The organism is Microbacterium sp. H6, from assembly GCF_003314775.1.
Classification (GTDB): domain Bacteria; phylum Actinomycetota; class Actinomycetes; order Actinomycetales; family Microbacteriaceae; genus Microbacterium; species Microbacterium oxydans.
Genome location: NZ_QOAY01000192.1, coordinates 281 through 10,073, shown reverse-complemented (window position 1 = coordinate 10,073; position 9,793 = coordinate 281). Strand labels below are relative to the sequence as shown.

At 67.2% G+C, this 9,793-nt stretch carries 10 protein-coding genes; 4 read left to right on the top strand and 6 right to left on the bottom strand.

The features are described from left to right. The coding region (locus tag DSP71_RS23770) for an ATP-binding protein (RefSeq protein WP_258546425.1) at positions 1–333 on the bottom strand (333 nt) is incomplete at its 3' end. A 181-nt stretch (positions 334–514) separates the two neighbouring features. On the opposite strand from DSP71_RS23770, the gene DSP71_RS12635 reads away from it, so the two are divergent. Further along, a complete protein-coding gene (locus DSP71_RS12635; RefSeq protein WP_045264803.1) occupies positions 515–733 on the top strand; it encodes a hypothetical protein in 219 nt (72 codons plus the stop codon). Positions 734–807: 74 nt separating this feature from the next. Here the strand turns inward: DSP71_RS12635 and DSP71_RS12630 are convergent, their stop codons facing one another. Both DSP71_RS12630 and DSP71_RS12625 read right to left on the bottom strand, forming a co-directional pair. Then, positions 808–1,848: an alanine racemase gene (locus tag DSP71_RS12630; protein WP_113681264.1), complete on the bottom strand. Its 1,041-nt coding sequence runs from the start codon at positions 1,846–1,848 to the stop codon at positions 808–810. Continuing rightward, a complete protein-coding gene (locus DSP71_RS12625; RefSeq protein WP_230977898.1) occupies positions 1,845–2,549 on the bottom strand; it encodes an alanine racemase in 705 nt (234 codons plus the stop codon). The genes DSP71_RS12630 and DSP71_RS12625 overlap by 4 nt, the downstream gene beginning before the upstream one ends. Before the next feature lie 80 nt (positions 2,550–2,629). On the opposite strand from DSP71_RS12625, the gene DSP71_RS12620 reads away from it, so the two are divergent. Beyond that, positions 2,630–3,646 carry a sugar-transfer associated ATP-grasp domain-containing protein gene (locus tag DSP71_RS12620; protein ID WP_058631767.1) on the top strand — a complete coding sequence of 339 codons (1,017 nt, stop codon included), beginning with the start codon at positions 2,630–2,632 and terminating at the stop codon, positions 3,644–3,646. Between the two features lie 57 nt (positions 3,647–3,703). Here the strand turns inward: DSP71_RS12620 and DSP71_RS12615 are convergent, their stop codons facing one another. The 3 genes from DSP71_RS12615 to DSP71_RS12605 form a co-directional block, all read right to left on the bottom strand. Then, positions 3,704–4,399, bottom strand: coding sequence for a coenzyme F420-0:L-glutamate ligase (locus tag DSP71_RS12615; protein WP_058631768.1), 696 nt, complete (start codon positions 4,397–4,399; stop codon positions 3,704–3,706). Then, positions 4,396–5,634, bottom strand: a complete 1,239-nt coding sequence (locus DSP71_RS12610) for an RNA polymerase sigma factor (protein ID WP_046747222.1) — start codon at positions 5,632–5,634, stop codon at positions 4,396–4,398. Before DSP71_RS12610 ends, DSP71_RS12615 begins: the two co-directional genes overlap by 4 nt. A gap of 179 nt (positions 5,635–5,813) precedes the next feature. After that, positions 5,814–6,755 carry a proteasome assembly chaperone family protein gene (locus DSP71_RS12605; RefSeq protein ID WP_046747223.1) on the bottom strand — a complete coding sequence of 314 codons (942 nt, stop codon included), beginning with the start codon at positions 6,753–6,755 and terminating at the stop codon, positions 5,814–5,816. Between the two features lie 113 nt (positions 6,756–6,868). On the opposite strand from DSP71_RS12605, the gene DSP71_RS12600 reads away from it, so the two are divergent. Together DSP71_RS12600 and lpdA are read left to right on the top strand one after the other, a co-directional pair. Then, positions 6,869–8,341: a leucyl aminopeptidase gene (locus tag DSP71_RS12600; RefSeq protein WP_113681263.1), complete on the top strand. Its 1,473-nt coding sequence runs from the start codon at positions 6,869–6,871 to the stop codon at positions 8,339–8,341. A 3-nt stretch (positions 8,342–8,344) separates the two neighbouring features. Then, positions 8,345–9,718, top strand: a complete 1,374-nt coding sequence (lpdA, locus tag DSP71_RS12595; protein WP_058631770.1) for a dihydrolipoyl dehydrogenase — start codon at positions 8,345–8,347, stop codon at positions 9,716–9,718. Positions 9,719–9,793 lie beyond the last annotated feature (75 nt).

The following is a 9,793-nucleotide window of genomic DNA, read 5'->3' as shown; positions in this document are numbered from 1 at the left end:
GGAGGCGGCGTACGACCCACCTCCGAACTTCCCGCCTGCGTGCAGCTTGGTGTAAACGACCTCGACGCCGGTCAGGCCGGTGCGCGGTTCCACGTCGACCGGGATACCACGTCCGCGGTCGTGGACCTCGACGCTGCCATCGGCGTGCAGGATGATGTCGATCTTGGTCCCGTTGCCCGCGACCGCCTCGTCGACCGAGTTGTCGATGATCTCCCACATGCAGTGCATGAGGCCGGGCGACCCGTTCGACCCGATGTACATCCCGGGCCGCTTGCGGACGGCTTCGAGGCCTTCAAGCACCTGGAGATGATGGGCGGAGTACTCGGCATTCACAATCTCCGAGTCTAATCTCGCGAGCTGCCTCTCCTCCGCAGACACTCCCCGCGCGAAGCCAGTCGGGAAACCACGCGTACGCGCTGAGCGAAACACGCCGCAAACCGGGCATGCGTACAGGTGGCGCGTGGTTGTATTGACCAAATCGCTCAGCGAAGCCGACACCCGAGGAGGCACCGAGATGAATGCAACGACCGAACGTGACACCTCCATTGTCGAGTTCCGTCTGACCGCCATGGATCGCTGTGATTCGTGCGGCGCTCAGGCGTACATCGCCGCTGAGGTCAACGGATCCGAGCTCCTGTTCTGCGCCCACCACGGCCGCAAGTACGAAGAGAAGCTCCGCAGCATCGCCACCAGCTGGCATGACGAGACCGCGCGTCTCATCGAGACGGTCTGAGCGCTCCGCTGATCCCGGTCTGTCGACCGCGGTCCGCTGAACCGGTCGGCGGGCACGAGATCAGCCGATGACGGTCAGTCGGCGACGACTCTTCGCACACGCGGTGTGAGCCGGGTGAGGATCTCTTCTCCCACGGTGTCTATCCGCTCGGCGAGGGTCGTCGCCGAAGCTTCGCCCTGCGCGCCTGCGCCGAAGACGACGACCTCCGCACCCACCTCAGCGCCGCGCCATCCGTCGACTATCGATGAGGTGTGGCCGATGGAGACGAGAGTCCTGGCTCCTTCCGGTGTCCCGACCAGGCTCCCCGAGAGCGTGGAGGGAAGCCCGTCGAAGCTGCCGAGGCTGATCGTCACACGATCCCCGTCGACCGCGGACACCTTTGCGACGAGGCTCGCCGCTGGGCGGACTCCCTCGAGCTCCGGCCCCTCTGCCGACCGGATGCCGTAGCAGAACGCCCCGATGCGCGAGACCGTTCCGCGCAGTTCGGGACGCCACCACGATGCCGCGGATGCGGTCAGGTGCAGTGCCGCGGGGACCGATCCGGTCTCGCCCACGATACGCACCGCATCGAGGAAAGCGGCTTGCGCGATGTCATCTTCCTCGTCGCTCGCTTCCGCGATATGGCTCCACACGCCTTCGAGTTCGAGCGCACCGGCCCGCTCGGCCCGTCTCGCTTCGTCGACGGCCGATGCCCAGTCCTCCGGCAGGATGCCGTTGCGGTGCAGACCCGTGTCGATCTTCAGGTGCACGCGCGCCGTCGTCCCGAGCGCCTCGGCCCGCGCGATGATCCGTCTGAGGTAGTCGGTGGTCCCGACACCGAGATCGAGGCGCTGCATCAGCGCATCGTCTATCTCCGAGTCCGTCGACGTCGCCCAGGCGAAGATCCTGGCGTCGCCGCCTGCGAGTCTGCGGACGGAGAGTCCGGTGCGGATGTCATAGCTGCCGAACCAGTCGATCCCGGCCTCCACCGCAGCCCTCACCGCCCAGGAGAGGCCGTGCGCGTACGCGTCGTCCTTGACCACGAGCATCAGCGCGGACGGGGCGACACGGTCACGCACTGTCCCGATGTTCGCGCGAAAGATACTGCTGCTCAGGCGGACCTCGGGGCGGCTCACGCTTCCCACCCCCTCACGGCGTGGGCGCCGGCGACGGCGACCAGCTCAGCTGCAGTCATCCCGGTGATGTCCGCCCAACGTGTGACTCCGGATGCGGCCGGACCGGTGCCTCCGAAGTAGGTGACCTCGCTGTCGACATCGATGTCTGCGCCCTGGAGGTCTACGACGCACACGTCCATGGCGACGCGCCCCACGATGGGCATCGACGTCTCCCGGATCTCCACGGTCGCGTGATTGCCGAGTGCGCGCACGATGCCCTGAGCGTAGCCGCCCGTCACGAGTGCGACAGTGGTCTCCTTCTCCGCTCGATACGTGTAGCCGTAAGAGACGGCATCCCCTGGCCGGAGCCGCTTGATGGACAGCACCCGCCCTGCCAGCCGCATCACCGGCCGAGCCGCGAGCTGACCCTTCTCATCGGGGAGACCGTAGAGGAGGTTGGGGTCGATGTCGGGGTCACCGGTGGTGACGCCACGGATGCCCTCGAGCTGCAGTGCCTCGACCTCGCCCTGCGCGTCGACGAGGACGCGTTCCGCACCGGCGGCGGTCACGACTTGGGCGACGGCGAGGACGCCGTGTCCCCAGGCATCGCGCCTGAGGTCGGCGACCGTTCCACCGGCAGACACCGCTGCCGAGGCTCCCGCGGCCAGTGCCGCGCGGGAGATCATGGCTCGTGGCAGGGAGCTGGAAGTCGTCTCACACACGCCCTCCAGCCTAGCTTCCGGCTCCCAGGTCGACCTCGCCCGCCCCCGTAGACTGGAGGGGACCCCGACCCTGGAGCCTCATGTCTCGACTTTCCCTCGCGCCCCGCATCCGCTATCTGATGGGACGTGCCCGCCGCATCGACGTCGGATCGGTGGTGGAACGCGCCAAGGAGGCCTCCGCTCAGCACCACAGAGCCGTGCCGGCGATCGTCGTCGACATGCTGTGGTCGGCTGCCCGTCACAACGTCGGTTTCCAGGACTACATCGACTACGACTTCGCCATGCTCACGAAGGCCGAGCGCGACACGTACATGACCCATCCGGTCTCGAACCAGCTCTCGCAGCGCTACGATCACCCCGACTACCGCTGGATCTTCCAGGACAAGGTCGAGTTCGACAAGCAGTTCTCTCCGTTCCTGAAGCGCGAGTGGATGGTGGTCGAGGAGGGGAACGCCGAGGCCGTGCGCGAACTCACCCAGCGTCTCGGCACGATCGTCACGAAGGAGCCGGTGGGACAGGCCGGCACCGGAGTGCATCGCTATCACGCCGCCGAGATCGAGGACTGGGACGAGTTCCACCGCGGGTTGCTGGCTCGAGGCGAGCTCCTCATCGAGGAGGTCATCCGGCAGCACGATGCACTGGCGGCCGTCTGCCCCGGCACGGTGAACACCACCCGCATCACCGCGTTCTTCGACGGCGAGAAGGCTCACATCCTCGCCATGGCTCAGAAGTTCGGCCGCGGCGCCGTGAGCGACCAGATGACGTTCGGCGGGTTCTACACCATGCTCGACGAGAACGGCCACGCGGTCGGCGCCGGTTACGACTCCCACGGCCACGTCCATGAGACGCACCCGGACTCGGGCTTCCGCATCGCCGACTTCCAGCTGCCCTACATGGACGAGGTACGCGCCTTCATCGATCAGGTCGCCCGGGTCGTGCCTCAGGTGCAGTACGTCGGCTGGGACATCGTCGTCTCCCCCGACGGGCCGGTCCTCGTCGAGGGCAACTGGGGTGCGGGAGTCTACGAGAACAAGCCCAGCGTGACCGGTATCCGCACCGGCCACAAGCCCCGCTACCGCGAGGTCATCGGCTTCTGAGACGCGCAGAGACGAGAATGCCCCCGGAGAGATCCGGGGGCATTCTTCGTGGAGGGCTCAGACTTCGCGAACGATGCCAAGCGGCGTCGACTCCAGCCCCTGACCGAGCGGGTTGTCGCCGAGGATCCTGACGAGACGCTGCTCGCCCGCCTTGTCGAGAGTCGAGCCGAGGATGTTCCCGCCGAGGTCGTTGATGTCCACGACGGCGACCTCTGCCTGACCTCCGATGAGCGCCTTCAGACGAGCAGCCACGCCATCGGGATCCTTGGGGCCGAGAACCACAGCCTCGTTGTACGGAGGAATGGTGTGCTTGGTCGGACCGTCGATCGCCCGTGCCTTGTCGCCGGCGATGCGGTAGAAGTCGCCGCGACGGCCGAAGGCCTTGGTCACGGCCGCGACCGCGGAGGCGAACAGGATGCGCGGAGTACCGCACTCCCGCAAGGCCATCTCCATCGTCTCCGGCATGCCGAGACCGATGCCGTAGGGCGTGCGAGTGACGTACTTCGAGAGGAAGAGCGCGAGCTTCCGGGGCTTGATCTCGTCGAGGCGGTAGGACCGCCCCTGCGTGATGGCCACGATCTTCTCGGTCACGAAGAGGAGGTCGCCCGGCTGGACGGCATCCTTCGCGTACTCGCTGATGATCGCGTCCAGGTCGTCCTGGGGCATGACCACGCGGGTGCGCAGCGGGATGCGCGCATAGCTCTTGCCGTCGACACTCGCCTCGAGGGCCTTGCCGTCGTTCGCCTGGCTCATTCGAGGTAGTCCCGCAGGGACTGCGAGCGGCTCGGGTGACGCAGCTTGGCCATCGTCTTCGACTCGATCTGGCGGATGCGCTCACGCGTCACGCCGAACGTGTCACCGATCTGGTCGAGCGTCTTCGGCTGACCGTCGCCCAGTCCGAAGCGCATCCGGATCACTCCGGCTTCGCGCTCGGAGAGCGAGTCGAGGAGCTGCTCGAGCTGACGCTGCAGCATCGTGAAGCCCACGGCGTCGGCGGGGACCACGGCCTCGGTGTCCTCGATGAGGTCACCGAACTCGCTGTCGCCGTCTTCGCCGAGCGGGGTGTGCAGTGAGATCGGCTCGCGGCCGTACTTCTGCACCTCCACGACCTTCTCCGGGGTCATGTCGAGCTCGCGGCTCAGCTCTTCCGGAGTGGGCTCGCGACCGAGGTCCTGCAGCATCTGCCGCTGCACGCGGGCGAGCTTGTTGATGACCTCGACCATGTGCACCGGGATGCGGATCGTGCGGGCCTGGTCGGCCATGGCACGGGTGATCGCCTGACGGATCCACCAGGTGGCGTAGGTCGAGAACTTGAAGCCCTTGGTGTAGTCGAACTTCTCGACGGCGCGGATGAGACCGAGGTTGCCCTCCTGGATCAGATCCAGGAACTGCATACCGCGACCGGTGTAGCGCTTGGCGAGGGAGACGACGAGACGGAGGTTCGCGCCGAGCAGGTGGCTCTTCGCGCGCTGGCCGTCGCGGGCGACCCACTGCAGGTCAAGACCGAGCTGGCTCGTCTTCTCGGCCGGGGTCATCGCCGACAGCTTCTCCTCGGCGAAGAGACCTGCCTCGATGCGCATCGCGAGCTCGACCTCTTCGGCCGCGTTCAGCAGGGCGACCTTTCCGATCTGCTTCAGGTAGTCCTTGACCGGGTCGGCCGTCGCTCCCGTGATCTGCGTCGAGTAGACCGGGACCTCTTCGTCGTCCTTGGACGAGATGACGATCGCGCCGGTCGGCAGCGGCTCGGTGAAGGCCGGCTTCGCATCCTCGTCTTCGTCCTCCTCGACAGCAGCAGCTGCGGGAGACTCGTCTTCTTCGACGACGTCCTCGGACTTCTTCTTCTTGACGGGGGCGCGCTTCGCGGCAGCACGCTTCGCCGCGCTCAGGGGCGCGGGCTTCTCGGGCGCATCGGTCTCGACCGGAGCGTCGGCGGTCGTCTCTTCGGCAGCCTTCTTCGTCCGGGTGTTCTTCGTCGTGGCAGGAGTCACGTTTCGCCTTTCACGGAGCTGCTGTGTAGCCCCGGGACATTTCGGACACTAGTAAGACCCTTGTCAAGTCCAGTGCTCGAAAACACTGATTGACAACGGGTCAGAGTCCTAGTATCGCACACGTGTGGCGATGCGGACGCATTCCGGCGAACTTCGCGCGAATCCCGCTGCGCGCCACCTCAGCCGCGGCCCGGCTTGTCTTCGTCGCCGGACGGCCGAGAGGCCAGGTAACGCTCCAACTCGGCCGCGAGCTCATCGGCGCTCGGGAGGTCCCTTTCGCTGAAACCTCCCTCGTCGTAGGAGTCGTCGTCGGGGTTGCGCCCCGCCATGTAGGCGTCGTACCGGCGCTCGAGGTTGTGGACCATCTGCTGCAGCTCGTCGTTCCCGGAGACCTGCTCATCGACGCGTGCCAGATAGTCCTCGCGGCGCTCCAGGACGGAATCCAGGATGAGGACGAGTCCCGTCGACGCCATCAGACGCTCCGCTGCCGCGATGACGGCATCGGGGTTCTCCGTCTCCGCGAGGTAATGCGGCACAAGCAGGACGAAGCCCACCGAGGCATCCCCACGCTCGACGAATCGGAACTCGAGGAGGTGACCGGCAGTCGCAGGCACCTGCGTGCGCGGACGCCATACGGAGTGCGCCACGGTCAGGTCACGCCGATTCCCGCTGACCGTCGTGCCGATCGGACGCGTGTGCGGAACGGGCATCGCGATCGAGTGCACCCAGTGCAGTCCCGAGACCTCGAACTCCGCCGCGAGGGCGAGCACCGTGCTCGCGAAACGATTCCATGCGAAATCCGGCTCGTATCCGGCGAGCAGCAGGAACGGACGACCGAGTGCGTCCGTCGCGAGCGACAGTTCGAGCCTCGGCGGCTTGAACTCGGTCAGGTGGTCCTGGTCGAAGGAGATCACAGGGCGGCGCGCCCGATAGTCGAGCAGTGCGTCGTTGTCGAACACGACGACGGGCTCAGGGGATGCGGTCTCCCGAAGGTGATCGATCAAGCCGGAGACGGCGCTTCCCGCGTCCGTGAAACCGGTCAGAAGCAGCACCAACGGCAGGCCGTGCGGCACTGTCGGCGCATTCGCGACGCGTTCGTGGATCTCACCGGAGAAGGGCATGTGTCCATGCTACGAGCAGCCGCCTACCCCGGGGCGCGGCGCATCATGCTGAGAGCGAACACGCGCAGAGTGGGCGGACGACCATGGTGTGGCGGAGATCCTAGGATGGAGGCATGACGCTTCCCGTGCTCTCGCACACCACCGATCAGTTCCCCGGAAGCGCTGCAGATGCCGCAGTGCTCATCGTCGCCGCTCTCCCCGATTCGGCGGAGTCACTGGCCGGCTACCCCGGACTCGCCGATGCGCTGGCCGGCGTCGGATTCACCGGTTCGGTCGGATCGTTCACCCGCGTGTTCGTCCCCGAGGTGACGTCTTCGCCGTTCGCGGTGGTCGGCGTCGGCAGCTCGCCGGACGCTGCTGCCGTGCGCAACGCGGCAGGTACGGCGCTGCGTACGCTCACCGGCTTCGAGCACGTCGCGGTGGCTCTCGCCGACGGCCTCGAGTCGTTCGCCGCTGTGGCGGCCGAGGGTGCGGTGCTCGGCGGGCACAAGTTCGACGGCTACCGCACGGAGAAGGGCAAGGGGCGCGCCACGTCGATCACGCTCCATGCCGCGGTCGACGACGACGACGTCGAATACGCGCAGGTCCTGGGAGACGCGGTAGCGCTCATCAAGGATCTCGTGAACGTGCCCGCAGAGTGGCAGAGTCCGGCACAGCTCGCGCAGAGCGCCGCCGACAGCGTGGCCGACCTCGACGTCTCGGTCGAGATCCTCGACGAGAAGGCTCTTGCCGAGCAGGGCTTCGGCGGCATCCTCGGCGTCGGTCAGGGGTCGGATCGCCCTCCGCGTCTCGTCCGCCTCGACTACTCCCCCGCCGACGCCTCACGGCACATCGCCCTGGTCGGCAAGGGCATCACGTTCGACACCGGTGGCCTTTCCCTGAAGCCGGCTGCCTCGATGGTCGGCATGAAGTTCGACATGGCCGGCGCGGCGACCTCTCTCGCCGCGATCCGCGCCATCGCCACACTGGGCCTCCCGGTCCGCGTGACCGCGTGGCTGTGCATCACCGACAACATGCCGTCGGGGCGCGCGCTGCGCCCTGGCGATGTCATCCGCATCCTCGACGGGACCACCGTCGAGGTCCAGAACACCGACGCCGAGGGGCGACTCGTGCTCGCCGACGGTCTCGTCGCCGCGGGCCGTGAGAACCCGGACGTCATCATCGATGTGGCGACTCTCACCGGCGCCATCGTCGCCGCGCTGGGCCACCGGCACACCGGTGTCTTCGGCGACGTCGACACTGTGTCCTCGTTCATGTCGGCGACCGCTCAGGTCGACGAGCCGGCGTGGCACATGCCGCTGCCGGACTACATGGAGGAGTCGCTCGAGTCCCCCATCGCCGACCTGCAGAACGCGAACATGGGCGACAGGATGGGCGGTGCGTCCTACGCAGGCCTGTTCCTGCGCCGCTTCGTCGGTCGCACCTCTGACGCCGAGGACGCCCCGCGCATCCCGTGGGTGCACCTCGACATCGCGGGATCCGGCGAACACGCCGGCGCCCCGTACGGCTTCACCGAGAAGGGCCCAACGGGGGCGATGGTCCGATCGATCGTCGCCTTCGCCGCAGCATCCCACACGGAGGCATGACCTATGACAACCCACACCTTCGACATCGTCGTCCTGGGCGGCGGCAGCGGCGGTTATGCCGCGGCGTTGCGCGCGAGTGAGCTCGGCAAGTCCGTCGCGCTGATCGAGAAGGACAAGGTCGGCGGAACCTGCCTGCACCGGGGATGCATACCGACCAAAGCGCTGCTGCATGCCGCTGAGGTGGCCGAGCACGTGCGCGATGCCGCGTCCGTCGGCGTCACCGCGAGCCTGGAGGGCATCGATCCGGCGGGGGTGCGCACGTACCGCGAAGGCATCGTCGCCAAGAAGTTCAAGGGACTGGAGGGGCTGGTCAAGGCGCGTGGGATCACCACCGTCAGCGGACTCGGCCGCCTGAACCCCGACCACAGCGTCAGCGTCGGAGACGACGTGTACGTGGGCACGGACGTCGTGCTCGCGACCGGCTCGTACAGCCGCTCGCTTCCCGGCTTGGAGATCGGCGGGCGGATCCTCACGAGCGAGCAGGCACTCGCCCTCGACGTGATCCCCGAGCGCGTACTGATCCTCGGCGGCGGCGTGATCGGGGTCGAGTTCGCGAGCGTGTGGCGGTCGTTCGGCTCCGAGGTCACGATCATCGAGGCTCTGCCGCACCTCGTCCCGAACGAGGACATCGCTCTCAGCAAGGGTCTGGAGCGTGCGTTCCGGCGCCGCGGCATCCAGTACTCCCTCGGAACCCGATTCCAGGGTGCGGTCCAGGATGGGACATCCGTCACCGTGACCCTCGAAGACGGCAAGGAGTTCACGGCCGACTACCTCCTCGTGGCCGTCGGGCGCGGTCCGGTCACCTCCGACCTCGGATTCGAGGAGGCTGGCGTGACGCTCGACCGCGGTTTCGTGACCGTCGATGACAACCTGCGCACCGGAGTCCCTGGCGTGTGGGCGGTCGGAGACATCGTGCCCGGTCTGCAGCTCGCACATCGCGGATTCCAACAGGGCATCGCCGTCGCCGAGCGCATCGCGGGGCTGTCCCCCGTGAACATCCCCGACTCGCAGATCCCCAAGGTCACGTACTCGAGCCCGGAGGTCGCTTCGGTCGGGGTGACCGAAGAGGCAGCGGTCGCCGCACACGGTGCCGACGCGGTCATCGCCTACGAGTACAACCTCGCCGGCAACGGCAAGAGCGAGATCATCGGGACGGGCGGGCTCGTGAAAGTAGTCCGCCTCAAGGACGGCCCCGTCGTCGGCGTCCACCTGCTCGGCGACCGCGTCGGCGAGCTCATCACGGAAGGACAGCTCGCCGTCGCCTGGGAGGCGCACCCGGAGGACATCGCGCCCCTGATCCACGCCCACCCGACCCAGAGCGAGGCCCTCGGGGAAGCCTTCCTCGCCCTGGCCGGCAAGCCCCTGCACGCCCTCTGAGCACCAACCGGTGCCCGAGTCACTAAGCTAGACAAGCGTCATACAACTTCTTGAAGGAGACTCAGTCATGAGCAC